The organism is Serratia sp. G204Y (assembly GCF_051172435.1).
GTDB classification, from domain to species: Bacteria; Pseudomonadota; Gammaproteobacteria; order Enterobacterales; family Enterobacteriaceae; genus Serratia; species Serratia sarumanii.
In genome coordinates, this window is record NZ_JBPIZA010000001.1 from 2,090,568 (window position 1) to 2,105,145 (window position 14,578).

General features: G+C 58.4%; 16 protein-coding genes. 7 read left to right on the forward strand and 9 right to left on the reverse strand.

All coding sequences use genetic code 11. From position 1 onward, the window contains the following. Positions 1 to 126: 126 nt before the first annotated feature. Positions 127 to 390 carry a GrxA family glutaredoxin gene (locus tag ACSBQQ_RS10190; RefSeq protein WP_004938676.1) on the forward strand — a complete coding sequence of 88 codons (264 nt, stop codon included), beginning with the start codon at positions 127 to 129 and terminating at the stop codon, positions 388 to 390. A gap of 45 nt (positions 391 to 435) precedes the next feature. On the opposite strand, the gene ACSBQQ_RS10195 is transcribed toward ACSBQQ_RS10190, so the two are convergent. Next, the gene (locus tag ACSBQQ_RS10195) at positions 436 to 825 is read right to left on the reverse strand and encodes an inner membrane protein YbjM (protein WP_033637808.1); all 390 of its coding nucleotides are present in this window, start codon (positions 823 to 825) and stop codon (positions 436 to 438) included. 294 nt (positions 826 to 1,119) lie between these two features. On the opposite strand from ACSBQQ_RS10195, the gene ACSBQQ_RS10200 reads away from it, so the two are divergent. The 3 genes from ACSBQQ_RS10200 (at position 1,120) to sigJ (ending at position 4,447) form a co-directional block, all read left to right on the forward strand. Further along, complete coding sequence (locus ACSBQQ_RS10200) at positions 1,120 to 2,808, forward strand: aspartate:alanine antiporter (protein WP_004938680.1); 1,689 nt, start codon at positions 1,120 to 1,122, stop codon at positions 2,806 to 2,808. 300 nt (positions 2,809 to 3,108) lie between these two features. Further along, entirely contained in the window at positions 3,109 to 3,549 is a 441-nt protein-coding gene (locus tag ACSBQQ_RS10205; protein ID WP_049213125.1) for a carboxymuconolactone decarboxylase family protein, read from the forward strand. Between the two features lies 1 nt (position 3,550). Then, positions 3,551 to 4,447: an RNA polymerase sigma factor SigJ gene (gene sigJ / locus ACSBQQ_RS10210; RefSeq protein WP_060428358.1), complete on the forward strand. Its 897-nt coding sequence runs from the start codon at positions 3,551 to 3,553 to the stop codon at positions 4,445 to 4,447. 49 nt (positions 4,448 to 4,496) lie between these two features. On the opposite strand, the gene ACSBQQ_RS10215 is transcribed toward sigJ, so the two are convergent. The 6 genes from ACSBQQ_RS10215 to ACSBQQ_RS10240 form a co-directional block, all read right to left on the reverse strand. Then, complete coding sequence (locus tag ACSBQQ_RS10215; RefSeq protein ID WP_025302229.1) at positions 4,497 to 5,270, reverse strand: ankyrin repeat domain-containing protein; 774 nt, start codon at positions 5,268 to 5,270, stop codon at positions 4,497 to 4,499. After that, complete coding sequence (locus ACSBQQ_RS10220; protein WP_033646675.1) at positions 5,267 to 6,748, reverse strand: hypothetical protein; 1,482 nt, start codon at positions 6,746 to 6,748, stop codon at positions 5,267 to 5,269. The genes ACSBQQ_RS10215 and ACSBQQ_RS10220 overlap by 4 nt, the downstream gene beginning before the upstream one ends. 381 nt (positions 6,749 to 7,129) lie before the next feature. Continuing rightward, complete coding sequence (locus ACSBQQ_RS10225) at positions 7,130 to 7,480, reverse strand: hypothetical protein (protein ID WP_130042894.1); 351 nt, start codon at positions 7,478 to 7,480, stop codon at positions 7,130 to 7,132. 184 nt (positions 7,481 to 7,664) lie between these two features. Next, positions 7,665 to 8,357: a 4-hydroxythreonine-4-phosphate dehydrogenase gene (locus tag ACSBQQ_RS10230; RefSeq protein ID WP_033646677.1), complete on the reverse strand. Its 693-nt coding sequence runs from the start codon at positions 8,355 to 8,357 to the stop codon at positions 7,665 to 7,667. A 32-nt stretch (positions 8,358 to 8,389) separates the two neighbouring features. Next, positions 8,390 to 9,391, reverse strand: coding sequence for a 4-hydroxythreonine-4-phosphate dehydrogenase PdxA (gene pdxA, locus ACSBQQ_RS10235; protein ID WP_033646678.1), 1,002 nt, complete (start codon positions 9,389 to 9,391; stop codon positions 8,390 to 8,392). Then, the gene (locus ACSBQQ_RS10240) at positions 9,388 to 10,557 is read right to left on the reverse strand and encodes a four-carbon acid sugar kinase family protein (RefSeq protein WP_133306279.1); all 1,170 of its coding nucleotides are present in this window, start codon (positions 10,555 to 10,557) and stop codon (positions 9,388 to 9,390) included. The genes pdxA and ACSBQQ_RS10240 overlap by 4 nt, the downstream gene beginning before the upstream one ends. A 58-nt stretch (positions 10,558 to 10,615) precedes the next feature. Here ACSBQQ_RS10240 and ACSBQQ_RS10245 point away from each other — a divergent pair, with 58 nt between their 5' ends. Next, positions 10,616 to 11,521, forward strand: a complete 906-nt coding sequence (locus ACSBQQ_RS10245) for a LysR family transcriptional regulator (RefSeq protein ID WP_053091702.1) — start codon at positions 10,616 to 10,618, stop codon at positions 11,519 to 11,521. A 55-nt stretch (positions 11,522 to 11,576) separates the two neighbouring features. On the opposite strand, the gene eco is transcribed toward ACSBQQ_RS10245, so the two are convergent. Next, entirely contained in the window at positions 11,577 to 12,089 is a 513-nt protein-coding gene (gene eco / locus ACSBQQ_RS10250; RefSeq protein ID WP_033637803.1) for a serine protease inhibitor ecotin, read from the reverse strand. Positions 12,090 to 12,229: 140 nt separating this feature from the next. Next, on the reverse strand, positions 12,230 to 13,075 hold the full coding sequence (locus ACSBQQ_RS10255; RefSeq protein ID WP_033646681.1) for a 5'-methylthioadenosine/S-adenosylhomocysteine nucleosidase: 846 nt from the start codon (positions 13,073 to 13,075) through the stop codon (positions 12,230 to 12,232). A gap of 146 nt (positions 13,076 to 13,221) precedes the next feature. On the opposite strand from ACSBQQ_RS10255, the gene ACSBQQ_RS10260 reads away from it, so the two are divergent. Both ACSBQQ_RS10260 and ybjG read left to right on the forward strand, forming a co-directional pair. Next, the gene (locus ACSBQQ_RS10260; protein WP_060428356.1) at positions 13,222 to 13,956 is read left to right on the forward strand and encodes a phosphatase PAP2 family protein; all 735 of its coding nucleotides are present in this window, start codon (positions 13,222 to 13,224) and stop codon (positions 13,954 to 13,956) included. A 5-nt stretch (positions 13,957 to 13,961) separates the two neighbouring features. Beyond that, positions 13,962 to 14,567: an undecaprenyl-diphosphate phosphatase gene (ybjG, locus tag ACSBQQ_RS10265; RefSeq protein ID WP_033646683.1), complete on the forward strand. Its 606-nt coding sequence runs from the start codon at positions 13,962 to 13,964 to the stop codon at positions 14,565 to 14,567. Positions 14,568 to 14,578: the final 11 nt, after the last annotated feature.

Below are 14,578 nucleotides of genomic sequence, written 5' to 3' on the forward strand. Positions count from 1 at the left end.
CTGCTTTTTTTTCGCCGGCTCAACGGGCATAGTAGGCGCCATCTGACGCAGGTAATGACTTTTTCGGTGACGGGATGTCGTTGCAGTAGCGAACAATTTATTGAAAATCCAATTAAGGAGCGTTGCATGTTTGCAGTAATCTTCGGGCGTCCTGGCTGTCCTTATTGTGTCCGCGCTAAAGAACTGGCGGAAAAACTGACTGAAGAACGCGACGATTTCAACTTCCGTTACGTTGACATCCACGCGGAAGGTATCACCAAGGCCGATCTGGAAAAAACCGTCGGCAAACCGGTTGAAACCGTGCCGCAGATCTTCCTGGATGAGAAGCACATCGGCGGTTGCACCGATTTCGAAGCTTACGCCAAAGAACACCTGAACCTGTTCCAGTAAGTTTTTGAACGACAAAGACAAAAAAGGCGCTTAACGCGCCTTTTTTTATTGCCGCTGCCGCCGGTGCAGCTGCTGCAGCGTCTGCAACAGGCCGAGGGCGAACAGCATCAGCATCGCGCCGAACACGCACCAGAACACCGCGCTGGTGGCGTACGCCAGCTCCTGCCAGAACGAAGAGGACGGCGTCAGCCAGAAATGGCGGATCAGCAGACACAGCGGCAGCGCATACAGCGCGCCGAGCAGCGGGCAAAGCAGCCGCTTGCGGCTCGACAGATAGCTGGCGATCGCACCGGGGATCACAAACAGCAGCAGACCGGTTTCGCCGTGGTGCTCATGATCCGTGCTGCCGAACAGGCCGGTTTGCTGGCCGAGAAACACCAGGCTGAACAACAGAAAACAGCTGAGAATGCCCAGCCAATATCTATAACTCGTCATGCGAATTCTCCCCCGCCCAATTACCGCATCAATAGAAATCGGACCGCTCACCCGCGCGGTGACGCTGAACCGAATTTTTTCCTTGGTCAAAAGAGAGTTAAATGCGCACGGCGGCGCAGGAAATCAGCTTTCTGTGCTGGCTGTCATCGGTCATAGCGTCTAGAATGAACGCCGCCGAACGATGGTTCGCTTTGCCTTCCGCTGGTGGTGATTTATAACGTCGTTTTAAGGCTGAATCTATCTCTTATAGTTATCTATATCAAGCACTTACTGGTAAACAATAAGTTATCCTCCGTGAACATAAACGTCGCTAGTTTGTTAAACGGTAACTACATTCTGTTACTGTTCGTGGTACTCGCACTGGGGCTGTGCCTCGGTAAACTCCGTCTGGGCTCCGTCCAACTCGGTAATTCCATTGGCGTTTTGGTGGTTTCGCTGCTGCTCGGCCAGCAACACTTCGCCATTAACACCGAGGCGCTGAATCTCGGCTTTATGCTGTTTATTTTCTGCGTGGGCGTGGAAGCCGGGCCCAACTTTTTCTCGATTTTCTTCCGCGACGGCAAAAACTACCTGATGCTGGCGCTGGTGATGGTCGGCTCGGCGATGGTGATCGCCATCGGTCTCGGCAAACTGTTCCACTGGGACATCGGCCTGACCGCCGGCATGCTGGCCGGCTCGATGACCTCGACGCCGGTGCTGGTGGGCGCCGGCGATACGCTGCGCAACACCATCGTCAACGGCCCGGCGCTGCTGGCGGCGCAGGATCATCTGAGCCTCGGCTACGCCCTCACCTACCTGATCGGTCTGGTCAGCCTGATCTTCGGCGCGCGCTACCTGCCGAAGCTGCAGCACCAGGACCTATCCACCTCTGCCCAGCAGATCGCCCGCGAACGCGGCCTGGACACCGACAGCCAGCGCAAGGTCTACCTGCCGGTGATCCGCGCCTACCGCGTCGGCCCCGAACTGGTGGCTTGGGCCGACGGCAAGAACCTGCGCGAACTGGGCATCTACCGCCAGACCGGCTGTTACATCGAACGCATCCGCCGCAACGGCATTCTGGCCAACCCGGACGGTGACGCGGTGCTGCAGGTGGGCGACGAAATCTCGCTGGTCGGCTACCCGGACGCCCACGCGCGGCTGGATCCGAGCTTCCGCAACGGCAAGGAAGTGTTCGATCGCGATCTGCTCGACATGCGCATCGTCACCGAAGAGATCGTGGTGAAGAACAGCAACGCGGTGAACAAGCGCCTGAGCCAGCTGAAGCTGACCGACCACGGCTGCTTCCTCAACCGCGTGATCCGCAGCCAGATCGAAATGCCGATCGACGACAGCATCGTGCTTAACAAAGGCGACGTGCTGCAGGTGAGCGGCGACGCGCGCCGGGTGAAGAGCGTGGCGGAGAAGATTGGCTTTATTTCGATCCACAGCCAGGTGACCGACCTGCTGGCGTTCTGCGCCTTCTTCATCATCGGCCTGCTGATCGGCCAGATCACCATTCAGTTCAGTAACTTCTCGTTCGGCATCGGCAACGCCGCCGGCCTGCTGATGTCCGGCATCATGCTCGGCTTCCTGCGCGCCAACCACCCGACCTTCGGCTACATTCCGCAGGGCGCGCTGAACATGGTGAAAGAATTCGGCCTGATGGTGTTTATGGCAGGCGTGGGCCTGAGTGCCGGCGCCGGCATCGGCCACAGCCTGGGCGCGGTCGGCGGCCAGATGCTGATCGCCGGGCTGATCGTCAGCCTGGTGCCGGTGATTATCTGCTTCCTGTTCGGCGCCTACGTGCTGCGCATGAACCGCGCCCTGCTGTTCGGCGCCATCATGGGCGCCCGTACCTGTGCGCCGGCGATGGAGATCATCAGCGACACCGCGCGCAGCAATATCCCGGCGCTGGGCTATGCCGGCACCTACGCCATCGCTAACGTGCTGTTAACGCTGGCGGGTTCACTCATCGTGGTGCTATGGCCAGGGATACTCGGCTGATCGATTAGCGGGAGAGATGGTTCGGCGATAAAAATATTTTGATTTTTTTGTCGCCGGCCAGAACTTTCGTTGGGGGCAGCAGTCTGAATTAGTGCCACTGCTTTTCTTTGATGTCCCCATTTTGTGGAGCCCGATAATCCCGCCTTTTAGGTTCAAGATTATCGGGTTTTTTGTTGCCTGAAAAACGTATTACATCAACGGCCCACGACCCCGAAATGCACATTTTTGCTGTGGTTCGGTCACACATCCCTCTTCTCATTCGTCATCTATATGTGTTAACCCGATAAATGAGGAGTTCTTATGACTACGCCAGTGAATACCGACCCTGTCAATCATGCGCAAACCATTGCCAACGTTTTTTCCGCGCTGCTGAAAGTGCATGGCGCTATCGACGCGCACAATCTGGAGCGCAAGATCTACCATCTCGTCCTCCTGCGCGCTTCGCAAATCAATGGCTGCGGTTACTGTGTCGAGATGCATACCAAAGAAGCGCGTGAGGACGGTGAAACCAACGCACGTCTGGACAGGCTGGTGGTATGGGAACACGTTGATGATTTCACGCCTCGCGAGCGCGCCGCATTTGCCTGGACAGAAGCGTTAACGCGGCTTGAACGCCATACCGAGTATGGCCCACTGCGCGCGGCATTGCGCGCGTACTATTCCGAGGAAGAAATCAGCGCGCTAACCGCAAATATCACTATGATAAATCTGTGGAATAGAATTCATATTTCCGGCCACTAATATGAAAAACGACAAGTATGCAGCACTGTTCGAATCGAGAAGACCGCTTCTGATCGGCCTCGCCTATCGTATTTTAGGTTCTCTGGCCGACGCGGAAGATGCCGTGCAAGATACCTATATCAAATGGTTAAATGCGGATCGCCACAGCATTCTGAATCCTGCTGCCTGGCTGACCACCGTCTGCACTCGTCGTTGTCTTGACCTGCTGCGCGCCGCGCAGCAGGCTCGCGTCGATTATGTCGGTATTTGGCTACCAGAACCCATTCAAACCGCCGTAGCCAAAACGCCCGAGCAAACGTTGGAACTCTCATCGTCGCTGTCGACGGCCTTTATGCTGTTGCTCGAAAGACTCACTCCCCGCGAGCGCGCAGCCTATTTGCTGCATGACATCTTTGACTTGCCCTACGCGGATCTCGCCATGACATTAGGTGGAGAAGAAACGGCGTGTCGTAAACTGGTGTCACGCGCGCGCGAAAAAGTTGGCCGCCCAGAGGGGCGTAAAACCCAGCCCACAGAGCGGCAGGAAGCCTTGCTTATCGCTTTCAAAACGGCGGTGGAAACGGCAGATATCGAACCGCTTTCGACCCTGTTGTCCGAAGACGTTAAGCTCAGTGCGGACGGCGGCGGCAAAGTGCCCGCCAACCTGGCTGAACTCGTCGGCAAACGTGACGTGCTCGAATTTATCGGCGGTAAATTGCCCGTATTTTGGCGAGCCTATCTCTGGCAACACGCGCTCATCAATGGCGTGCCAGGCGCCTTGCTATCCGAACAAGGCCGTATTACGGCGTCTGTCAGTCTCAGCTTGAATGCCGAAGGCCGACTGGCTCAGGTATTTATCGTGCGCAACCCAAGCAAACTTTCGCAACTCGACCGTCTGTGGACAATGCCTCTGCGGTAAGAATACCCTTACAACATGTGCCAATTTTCTGGTATTACAGCGAGACGGTTTATTGACTGACCGGGGCAGGCGGCCATTTCCCGCCACGCTTAATTAGCTCGTCTCTGATGCGCTCAAGAGACTCTTTCGCCTCACTGCCGTCCTGACTCCTATTAATCAGCCGTTGCAGTTGATTGCCCATCGTCCAACCCGAGTTGCCTCTTATATCGCTATCGGCGCCTTTTTCTAATAGAAGAATGACGTGGTCATAGGAGTGATAGTCTAAAGCATCGATGAGCAGCGTATCACCCAGTGAATTTCTTATATTTATATCCGCACCATGCTCCAACATGACCTCTAATGTTTCTGTGTTTTTTGCAAAGATGCTATTAAATATAATGGGTTGATTATGAACCTTATCCCTAGCATTTGGAGAAAGTCCGCCCTCTAACATAGCCTGTATCCAGATACCTTTATCCGCTTTCATAACAAATTCAGCTGGGCTACCTGGCGTGTTGGGTTGAGGCTGTAAAGGATCTGCGCCGGCTTTTACCAAATCAGTGATAATTTTCAGCCTTTCAGGTGTGGTTTTATCATAGATGGCATTGTTTATTGCCCAGAACAATAAGGTCATTTCTTCCTTAGCTGGACGATTTAAGATCTCTTTGTTTACTGATGATAACTGTTTATCCAACTGCGGCCTATCACCATCATAAATGGCTTTGGCAATGTCCAATTGCTGACCGTCAAAATAATCCTGCGGTTGTAAATCCATACCTTTTTCGCACCCCTGCATGATGAGCGTAGACACTACCATCGTGATAATGAGAATAAGTTTTTTCATATTCTTCCCTTGATTGTGGCAATGTCATCGTTTTTTTCATTTTCAATGCATTGTATCGCCTGATCTATACCGTGCTTATCCAGCAGTGAGCCTGTTCCACCGGAAAGCGTGTGTTTTACTCCCACGGCGTCAGGCGCCAACATGGACAACCGTTCTTTCGCCATCACCGCCGGCGGATAAAATTTGAGGTCTTTGGCATCCTCCCACAAATCAACCTCCTGCAGCTTGGTCAACAGCTCCCCTTTCACGCGATACGCCTGAATATTATCGACACTGCCTATTATAGAGCCGCCGTATTTTTCTACGGTTCCCGCATGCAATCCAGCGGCATTAAACGTCCAAGCTGGCTTGCCGCTGGCCATGGAGGCAGCAGACGCCATGCCACCGCCTAATGAGTGACCTGCAACATCGATATTGGATACCTTTGAAATTTTATCGCCAATACCAACCGCTTTTTTGTAGTATTCAGAATTAAGCCCTATTCCCTGAGCACCGTTGTTTTTCCAGTCACTGAGATTTTTAATGCCTGATAAGTCACCCCTTATTAAGGCTTTTTGGGTTGCGCGGCTTATTCCCTCCGGGAATTCTGGTGCCCGCGATCCGCGGAATACCACCGTCGGGTTCATCGCCTTGCCAAAGACACTTTCGTCTGGCTGATAAACTCGGGCTAAAAAGTCAGGATTCATTGGTTTGTCATAAAGCATGTTACTGCTCAAACCAAGCCGGCCCAGCGCCCCATCATTGTTACTGATGTCCTTCCAGCCCTCAGGGATGTCTATCGTGTCCTTGAGCGGGTTAGTGGTCTTGTAAACATTCTCAGCCAACTTCGCCTTTTCGACCGCGACGTTGTTCTCCGCCAATCGCTGTGCCGCCATGCGCGCATCCGGGTAAATGCTGCGGTTGCCTCGCCCTATCAGGTACTGGCGTTCTTGCCAGCGTTCTGCCTTGGTCATCGGACGGATGGCCTGTACCGTGGCGGCAACGGTTGCCACTGCGGTAGCGATGGCTTGCTGCAGAGGGGGATTCCGGGTCGTATTCTGCCTCGCCGGCAGCACCGTCGGTTTTGCCCGCCGGCCATAGCGGCTGACCATTTCTTCATAGCGGGCGATCACGCGCCCTGTAGGGTAAAAGGCAGGAAGAGAGCTGCCGGGATAGCGCTGTAATCGGCCTTCCGCGTCGACGTAAAACGCGTATTTGGTCGGCGTCCAGGCGCCCATTCCCTCATCAATCGCCAGCAAGCCGCCCCGATTGAGATCATCGAACACGCTGCGCTTCACAGCCGCGTCCTCACGATAACCGGTGACGCCAATACCGGATTGAGTATTACGGGTTATGGAATACCGGCTGCTTATCGATATGCCGGCTGCGCCGCCGAACAGATAATGCCGTTCCAGCTCATGGCGAGCTTGTGTCGGGGTGAGTATCCGGGAGAAACTTTCCGGCGCCGTGTGTTCAGAAAAGAGAGAGTGCAGCTTCATACGGCACCAGCCCGTACGTCGGTTCCCTGAGGCGGCGTTCCGGCCCCTTTCCTTGTCACCTCGCCGAGATTTAGCGAACGATAACGCATTGGATATCCTTATCTTGCAGGTCACTGCATGTCCGTGAATGTTCGAAAAACTAGCACAATTCAGCAAAGATTGCTTTGTTGTCTTGCTGTTCACACCGTAACACTCGGTGGAGGAAATTCATGCAGTGGCGTTTTTCGGCAGCGGCGTCTGGCAAACGCCATAGGAAAATAAATCTCAGATAAAAGCCTGGCGGAGAATCAGAAGGGATATAGAGAAAAAGAAAAATGGCACACCCGACGTTGCTGGGCTGCTTTTGCTGCGCCGGCCCCAGGCCGGCGCAGCAGCACCCGTTTAGAACCGCTGTTTAATAGGTTCATCACTGTTCAGGTTGCCGTTGGCCTGCGCTTCCCCGCAGGTGGTGGGGCCAAAGGCCACCACTTTGCCGTCGCTGTTTCTGAAGCCGACGTAGAACGGCGTCACGGTGCCGTTCGGCAAGCGGTGGTTATAGTCGTGGCACACCCCCTGGCCGTTCAGCGTCGGCCGGGTGGCGATCGGCGCGCCGAAATCCCGGCTGACCGAGCGCTTGTCGGCGCCGACGTGAAAAGCGTCGGCGATCTTTTGATCGCGCAGCAGGCTGAAGGTATCGCAGCCGGTTAACAACAGGCTCACCGCCACAACGGCACTCCCTAACCCTTTAATCATTTTTCACTCCCTCTATATATATTGAATCTGGCGGCAATCACACTGTGTTGCCGGGTAAACGTCGGCGAGCACCCAAGGGCGTGCCTGCTCGCAAGAGCATTAAAAAAGAGAAGCCATGCAAATTAATGATTCAACGGATGAGATAACCGCCCCATCGCCCTGGAAAGAACCGAATGGAGACGCGTTACAGTTTGCGGATCACATTGCCAATCAGGCATTTCACCGCGTTGATTTGCGCCGTCAGCCCCGGCTTATCGGCGGGAAACACGCCGTCCAGCGCCGCGGTACCGACGGTGAAACCAACCGCATTGCCCGTCACCACGGCGGCGATGCGATCTTCCCGGTCGATAGACCCGGCGATATAAACCGGTTTGCCGACCGCATCGCACACCCGCCGAATCAACGTCGGCACGTCGCCGGCAAAGCGGTAGGCCAGCAGATCCAGCCCTGTCACGCCCGGTAAAGCGGCGCGCTGGCGGGCGCTGGCGACAATATCGTCAATGTCACCTTCCAGCACGCTGGGGTGGCCGCTGATGCGGCCGGCGAACGGATAGTAGCGCAGGCCAGACTGACGAAGGATCGGCAGCACGCTTTCCGGGCGCGTTCCCCCCATCAATACATCAACGCCCAATTCCAGCGCCGCGCGCGCCGAATTCATCTCGCTTTCTTCATCCAGGCTGACCACTTCCAGGTACGCGGTGGCGCCGCCGGCGTGGATCGCCTGCGCCAACTGTTTGAGTTGATCCAGCGGCAAGCCGATATCCTTAAAGCCGATATGCTTCACGCCGGCAGCCAGCACTTCTGGCAGCCGCGCTTGCGCATCGGGCACCGTGCTGTCGTTGCGCGTCAGCATGAAAATAAACTCGGGTGTGTGCATGGTGTTTCCTTATTGTCTTCAGGTGATATGAGTTATTGGGCGCGCAGCATTTTTTCCGCCTGCCGGAAGGCGTACAGCAGGCTGGCGTGTTCCGCCCGTCCGCTGCCCGCAATATCGAACGCCGTACCGTGGTCGACCGAGGTGCGGATAAACGGCAGGCCGACGGTGACGTTAACGCCGTGATCCACCCCGAGATATTTCACCGGGATCAGGCCCTGGTCGTGATATTGGGCGACCACAATGTCGAACTCCCCGCGCCGGGCGCGCATGAAAACGGTATCGCCGGGCCAGGGGCCGCTGACGTCCAACCCCTGTTCCCGCGCCAGGGCGATGGCGGGCACGATGACGTCAAGATCTTCGCGGCCGAACAGGCCGTTTTCACCGGCGTGCGGATTCAGGCCGGCCACCGCAATGCGCGGTTTCGCTATGCCCAACGCCCGGCAGGCCGTTTGCGCCAGATGAAACGCGCGCAGCTCGTTTTCCACGGTCGCCGCGTCGATGGCGTCCCGCAGCGAAACGTGAATGGAAACCAGGATCACCCGCAGCTCGTCATTGGCCAGCATCATGGCGAAGTCCTGGGTGCCCGATCGCGCCGCCAGGATCTCGGTGTGCCCCGGATAATCGATCCCCGCCAGGCGCATCGCTTCCTTGTTCAGCGGCGCAGTGACGATGCCGGCGATGCGCCCCGCCAGCGCCAGATCGATGGCGGCAACCACCCAGGCATAAGACGCCGCGCCCGCGCGCTTATCGAGCCTGCCGAGGGGCAAGTCCGCCGGCAGCGCAACGCCGGCGGAATAGACGGCGGTCTCCCCTCGCAGCCAGGCTTCGTCCCATCCCGCCAGCGAGGCGGGCAGTTCGCGGATAGGCAGCGTCAGCCCCAGACTGGCCGCCGCGCGCGCCAGTGCGCCGGCATCGCCAATCACCACATAAGGCGTGCTCAACCGCTCTGTGGCCGCCAGTTTGGCAATGATCTCCGGCCCGATGCCGGCGGGATCGCCCATCGTTATCGCCAGCGGCAAGGTGGAAAGGGTCATTGTTCTTCTCCTTCTCGGTCAGCGCGCAACCGGGTTACGCAGTTCAACAACGTACCGGCCCGGCCAAAACCGCCCGCCTTGGTGGCGAACGGCAGCCTGCGGCCCGGCAGATTTAACAACCCGAAAGGCACGCCGGGTTCCACCTCGCCGAACAGCGTCAATGAGCCGGCCGCCATAGCGTCGACGATGCGCCGCGCGGTATCGCCGCCGGTCGCCACCAGCCCGTCGAAGGCGGGCGTGCAACGGCTGACGACCGCGCCCAGCACAGCGGCATGGTCCGCCGCACCCGCTCGCGCCCGGGGCGAAATCAGGCAAACCACATCGGCACGCGCAAACGCCGCTCGCACCTCTTGCGCTACCGCCTCGGGATCGGCCGCTTCAGGCACCGTGACCAGCACCGCGCCCGCCTGCCGCAGGCTTGCCAGCTGGGCGTCATTCGCCGGATGCAGGCTGCCAATCGCCACCAGCACTTTGCTGGCTCTCAGCGGCGGTTGAGCGGGCGGCGCGTTCTCCTCAGGGGGCAACGCACGCGACAGCGCCGCCGCCAGGCCCGGCGATCCCACCCACACCACCGGTTCGGCCATGCCGATCCGCCTCACGACCTCATCCAACTCGCCGTTGTCTGCGGCGTCGAATACCTGAAAACGCGTCGGCTCCAGCCCCGCCATGCGCTCCATGACGTAGCCGGTGACGATCGGGTTCTTCGGATCGCATGCAAAGGCGGTCTGCTCCAGCGCGACGCCGTCGACGTATTGTCGGCCGCCCACCGTGGTGCGGCCGGCATCCGGGAAGGCCGGCGCAACGATGGCGAGACGGCGCCCGCTGCCCGTCAGCGCCCCGCGCGTTTCCGGCCCCAAATTGCCGCGCAGCGTGGAATCGATCGTTTTGTATATGAGGCGCGCCGGTTTCACACTGGCGGCGGCATGGCGAAAACGCCGCTCCGCCTGCTCCGGCGAAACGAAGCGGGAATCTAAATCGAAGGCGACAATCTCCGCGCCCTGCAACGCGGCATCGGGCAGGCGCAGCATGACGCAGGCGCTCAGTCCGCGCGCGGCGAACGGGGCCGCGCCGTCGAGCGCGCTGGTAAGATCATCGGCGAGAATGGCAATCATCGCAGTTACCCGTAAGTGGAAAGTGATGCACACTTTGGCGGATTTGGCTGGCAATAAAAAACGATTTGCGTAGTATCGATGATTGATAAAAACTCAATCAAAAGGGGGCGCAGTGCGTCAACGAAGATTGCCTAACCTGGCGGTATTACGGGCTTTCGAAGCTACGGTGCGGTACGGCAGCGTGTCGAAAGCCGCCAAATCTCTCAACGTCACCGACGGCGCCGTCAGCCGTGCGGTGCGCGAATTCGAACAAACCTTGGGATTCGCGCTGTTTCAGCGCACCAGCCGCATGGTGCATCCGACGCCGCAGGCGCAAGAGCTGGCGAGCGAGATCGGCCGGGGGCTGGACAACCTGCAGTCGGCGATCGACCGCGCCTGTCGGCATCATCAGAATCGCCCGTTGGTGATCTCCTGCGAGCCGACCTTTCTGATCCGCTGGCTGATCCCGCGCCTGGCCGGTTTGCAGCAGGCGGTGGGGAAAGAGCGCGATCTGCAGCTGGTCTCCGCCGGCGGCGCCGTCGCCTTCTCGCGCGAAGGCATCGATCTGGCGATTCGCCGCAACGATTTCCCGATCGCCGACGACGTGGTCGCCCGCCCGTTCCTCAAAGAACGGGTCGGCCCGGTATGCCGCCGGGAGCATGCCGCGGCGGGGCGTGAACTGCGCGGCACCCTGCTCCACACCGAGACGCGACCGTTCGCCTGGCGCGACTGGTGCGCCCACAGCGGCTTCGAGATCCAGCCGGGCAACGAGCTGCGTTTCGAACATTTCTATCTCAGCCTGCAGGCGGCGGTCGCCGGCGCCGGTATCGGCATCGGCCCGTTGGCGCTGGTGGCGGATGACATCGTCAACGGCGCGCTGGTGGCGCCATATGGCTTTGCGCCTGACGGGACGGATTACGTGCTGATGACCCAGGCCGACGGCCAGGAGGATGCGATCTTCTCAACGGTGTTGGATTGGCTGATCGCCATGGGGGAAGAAACCGAACGGGCGGTATTGGCGGGCGGAAAGAAAGCGTAACGGGGAAAAGTCTCCGCCTGCCGCGCAGGGCAAGCGGAGCGGCGTCAGGCGGCGATTACTTCTGCTCGGCCTGGCTTACGGTATCTTCGGCTTTCCAGATGCGGTATTTCACTTCCGCGTCTTTCGGCGCATACACCACGATCGGCAGGCGGCTGTTGTAGCGCTGCATCGCGGCGTCGCCCAGGTTAGCGGCGATGAATTGCTTGGTCTTAGTGTTGTCCGGGCAGCCCATCATGGTCGAGGCCGGTTCAGAGAGCTTCTCCAGCACCAGATAATCGTAGCCCCAGCCGGAGAGGGTTTTGGTTTCCAGCGTGCCGCCGATCATGTGGCGGTTGCAGTCCACTTCCAGCGTCTTGCCGATCAGCAGCTCCACTTTGTAGTTCTCTTCGTGTTCTTGCTTCGGCAGGTAGATCACCTGGCGGTTCATGCCCTTCTCGGCTTTCGGGTAAGGCGCGACCTTTTCCAGTGGCTGTTTGCTGATATCCGCGTCATCGCCAGAGGTAGCCGCCATAGCGCCGGCGGAAACGGCCATCAGCAGGCCGGAAAATACAACGGATGCCTTATTCATGTTTTATCCCTACACGTTGTCAAATAATCCGCCTATAAACTAATACACTACAGCTAAGCCCGCCACAGGTTTAATCTTCTTTACAATAGGCGTTCAATAGTGACAATCGCCTGATATCGTCGATTAACCGGAGCAATGACTCAGCGTTTCTTCAGGTTGGCAACATAGGCCTTCACCACCTGATAGACATAATCCTGGCATGCCAGCCCGGTTTGCGGATCGTAGTTGCCCTGATTGGTGATGTTGTTGGACAACACGCGAATGCCGACGAACGGCACCTTGAATTCGGCGGCGATCTGCGCGGCGGAGGCGGTCTCCATCTCTTCGACCGAAGTCTGATAACTGTCGTGGAAATAGCGAATGCGGTCCAGCTCGCTGTTCCACACGTCGGCCGAACCGATTACCCCTTCCACGACCTTGCCCTGTCGGTAATCGCCCTTAACGCTTTGCGCAATCGCCAGCAGGTTGGGGTCGGCGGGAAACTGACGCAGGCTGTGCGCCTTTTTGTCCTCGCCGGCGCTGCCTTTGGAAGCCAACAGATCCATCGGCTGCCACTGCCGCGAGTCGCTGCCTGCCCCCAACGCCTTGGCCGGCGTTTTGAACGCCCCGAGATTGACCGAATATTTGCCCAGCACGATGTCATACACCTTGAGCGCAGGATCGTGGCCGCCGGCGGTGCCCTGGTTGATGATCGCCACCGGGCGGAACTGCGTGGCGGCGATCGCCGTGGCCGCCGCGGCGTTGGACATGCCCTTCAGCGTCTCCGACACCACCACCGGGTAGCCGTCTACGGTGCCGTGCCAAAAGCGCCAGCCGCCGATCTGCTCCTCGCGCGGGTTTTCCAACCGCAGGGCGAAACGTTCCGCCTCTACCGGCATGGCGCCCTGCACCACGATCGGCCCGGCGGCCGCAGGTTGGCCAAAACTCAACGGAGAAAAGGCCGCACCGGCGGCCGCCAACAGTAAGACACGCGCTTTATTCTTCATCACCACACTCTCATCCCAAAAAAAGCAAACGATTACCTTAGCCGAAGGCGGTAACGTCGGATAGGGTTTTCTTACCGGCGGACTAAGGTTTTCTTAAGACGGAATGATTACAGTGGCGCTATTCAATCCTGCCACCGAGCCTGCGCGTGAATCCAGAATCGTCATTAAATCAATCCTCAACGGCACCGCAAATTAAGACAACCGCCCTTTACTCCCTGCCGGCATCCTTTTACCGTTGGCAGGTTTTTGGCCTGCTGATCAGCGGCCTGCTGTTCCTGTGGCTCTCCCGCAGCGAACAGCTGGACTGGGCGATCAGCAACCTTTGGTACGATGCCGCCAGCGGGCATTTCCCGTGGCAAAACAATGATTGGCTGGATCTGATCAACCACCGCCTGCTGAAGCAAATAGTGATCGTCGGGGCGGTACTGGCGCTGTTTTGGGGCATCTATCGCCGCAGCGCGCGCCTGATCGTCAGCATGTTGCTTCTCGGGATCGGCCCGTTGGTAGTGGGCATTCTCAAGGCCACCAGCGCGCACTCCTGTCCGTGGGATCTGATCGAGTACGGCGGCAAGGCGATGTCCTTCCCATTGTTCGGTGCGGTGCCGGCGCTGCCGGGCCCCGGCCGCTGTTTCCCCGGCGGGCACGCCTCGAGCGGTTTCGCGGTCATGGCGTTGTTTTTCCTGTTTTATCCGCAGCGCCCGCGCCTGGCCTGGTGGTGCTGGTGCGGCGGCATTGCGCTCGGCATGTTGATGGGCTTTGGTCAGATCATACGCGGCGCACATTTTCTTACCCATAACCTGTGGGCGGGTTGGTGGGTTTGGTTAAGCCAGTTGGTTATTTATTGGATGGTTAGCGGCTATTGGTGCCGCAAGATGAGGTAACGGTTATGGAGCAGTTAAACCATGTTCTTTTCGCCTGGATCAATGCGACCCCGGCGTCTCCCGAGTGGATGATTGATTTCGCCACCTTTTTGGCGCGCGATCTGATCATTATCGTGCCGCTGCTGATCGTCGGCCTGTGGCTGTGGGGGCCGCAAAGCCAGCTGGTTTCACAGCGCGAAGTGGTGGCGAAAACCACGATCGCGCTGCTGTTCGCCATGCTTGCCGCCTCCGCTATCGGCGCGCTGCTGCCGCATGAGCGCCCATTCGTCGCCGGCATGGGGTATACCTTCCTGGCACACGCGCCGGACAGCTCGTTCCCGAGCGATCACGGCACCGCCATCTTTACCTTTGCGCTGGCGTTCCTGTTCTGGCACCGGGTCTGGTCCGGTGCGCTGCTGATGATTGTCGCCGTCGGCATCGCCTGGTCACGCGTTTACCTCGGCGTACACTGGCCGCTGGATATGGTCGGCGGTTTCCTGCTCGGCCTGGTCGGCTGCCTGTTCGCCCAGCTGGTGTGGAATCTGTTCGGCGATCCCCTCGCCGACAAGCTGTCGCGCCTGTATCGTTTCCTGTTCGCCTTCGCCATTCGCCGCGGCTGGGTGAAAGAGTAACCGTACAACAT

What these genes read in the sequence shown, in the direction of transcription:
- ACSBQQ_RS10255 (WP_033646681.1), bottom strand. Translation starts at nt 13,075, where the DNA reads ATGAAGAATAAAGCGCGTGTCTTACTGTTGGCGGCCGCCGGTGCGGCC.
- ACSBQQ_RS10220 (WP_033646675.1), bottom strand. Translation starts at nt 6,748, where the DNA reads ATGAAGCTGCACTCTCTCTTTTCTGAACACACGGCGCCGGAAAGTTTC.
- ACSBQQ_RS10205 (WP_049213125.1), top strand. Translation starts at nt 3,109, where the DNA reads ATGACTACGCCAGTGAATACCGACCCTGTCAATCATGCGCAAACCATT.
- ACSBQQ_RS10230 (WP_033646677.1), bottom strand. Translation starts at nt 8,357, where the DNA reads ATGCACACACCCGAGTTTATTTTCATGCTGACGCGCAACGACAGCACG.
- ACSBQQ_RS10225 (WP_130042894.1), bottom strand. Translation starts at nt 7,480, where the DNA reads ATGATTAAAGGGTTAGGGAGTGCCGTTGTGGCGGTGAGCCTGTTGTTA.
- ACSBQQ_RS10190 (WP_004938676.1), top strand. Translation starts at nt 127, where the DNA reads ATGTTTGCAGTAATCTTCGGGCGTCCTGGCTGTCCTTATTGTGTCCGC.
- eco (WP_033637803.1), bottom strand. Translation starts at nt 12,089, where the DNA reads ATGAATAAGGCATCCGTTGTATTTTCCGGCCTGCTGATGGCCGTTTCC.
- pdxA (WP_033646678.1), bottom strand. Translation starts at nt 9,391, where the DNA reads ATGACCCTTTCCACCTTGCCGCTGGCGATAACGATGGGCGATCCCGCC.
- ybjG (WP_033646683.1), top strand. Translation starts at nt 13,962, where the DNA reads ATGGAGCAGTTAAACCATGTTCTTTTCGCCTGGATCAATGCGACCCCG.
- ACSBQQ_RS10215 (WP_025302229.1), bottom strand. Translation starts at nt 5,270, where the DNA reads ATGAAAAAACTTATTCTCATTATCACGATGGTAGTGTCTACGCTCATC.
- sigJ (WP_060428358.1), top strand. Translation starts at nt 3,551, where the DNA reads ATGAAAAACGACAAGTATGCAGCACTGTTCGAATCGAGAAGACCGCTT.
- ACSBQQ_RS10195 (WP_033637808.1), bottom strand. Translation starts at nt 825, where the DNA reads ATGACGAGTTATAGATATTGGCTGGGCATTCTCAGCTGTTTTCTGTTG.